We start from the raw sequence: 530 nt of genomic DNA on the forward strand, positions 1-530 counted from the left end.
GCGAAAGGCCTAATGTTTGCACGTGTGGGTTGGCATAACCCGCAGCAACAGTTCCCGCGTGGTGAAGTGACTAAAGTGGGCTATCGCGTTAAAGAAGAAACCTTGCAGCGTGTTTGGTGGCGTTATCCAGATACCCCAGTTGGGCAGGAAGGCATTGTCACTCCGTTGCTGACGCAGGTGGAATCTTTCGACATGCGTTTTTATGACGGTAAACAGTGGAAGAAAGAGTGGGACAGCAATAAAGAGTTGCCGAAAGCCGTCTCAGTTGTCTTAAAGTTGAAGGATTACGGTGAAATTGCGCGCACGTATCTAACGCCAGATGGCAAGCTTGCGGAAAGTGAAAGAAACAAAGCATCGGAGGGCAACAACAATGGCTAATCGTCAGCGTGGTGTTGCTTTGATTATTGTACTGATGTTGTTGGCGATTATGGCGACCATTGCTGCCACCATGTCTGAACGTTTGTTTTTGCAGTTTCAGCGCGGTTCAAACCAAATCCATTACCAGCAAGCATATTGGTACAGTGTTGGTG

1 protein-coding gene and 1 pseudogene are annotated in these 530 nt (G+C 48.1%); both read left to right on the forward strand.

Annotation, left to right across the window (positions count from 1 at the left end; genetic code table 11):
• Positions 1-378: type II secretion system minor pseudopilin GspJ (gspJ, locus tag R8N49_RS30075; protein WP_318190818.1), on the forward strand; the 378-nt coding region annotated here is incomplete at its 5' end.
• Positions 371-530: pseudogene (locus R8N49_RS30080) on the forward strand (type II secretion system minor pseudopilin GspK); the annotation flags it as partial. The gene gspJ and the pseudogene R8N49_RS30080, both read left to right, overlap by 8 nt.

Source organism: Vibrio sp. 1978, assembly GCF_033344345.1.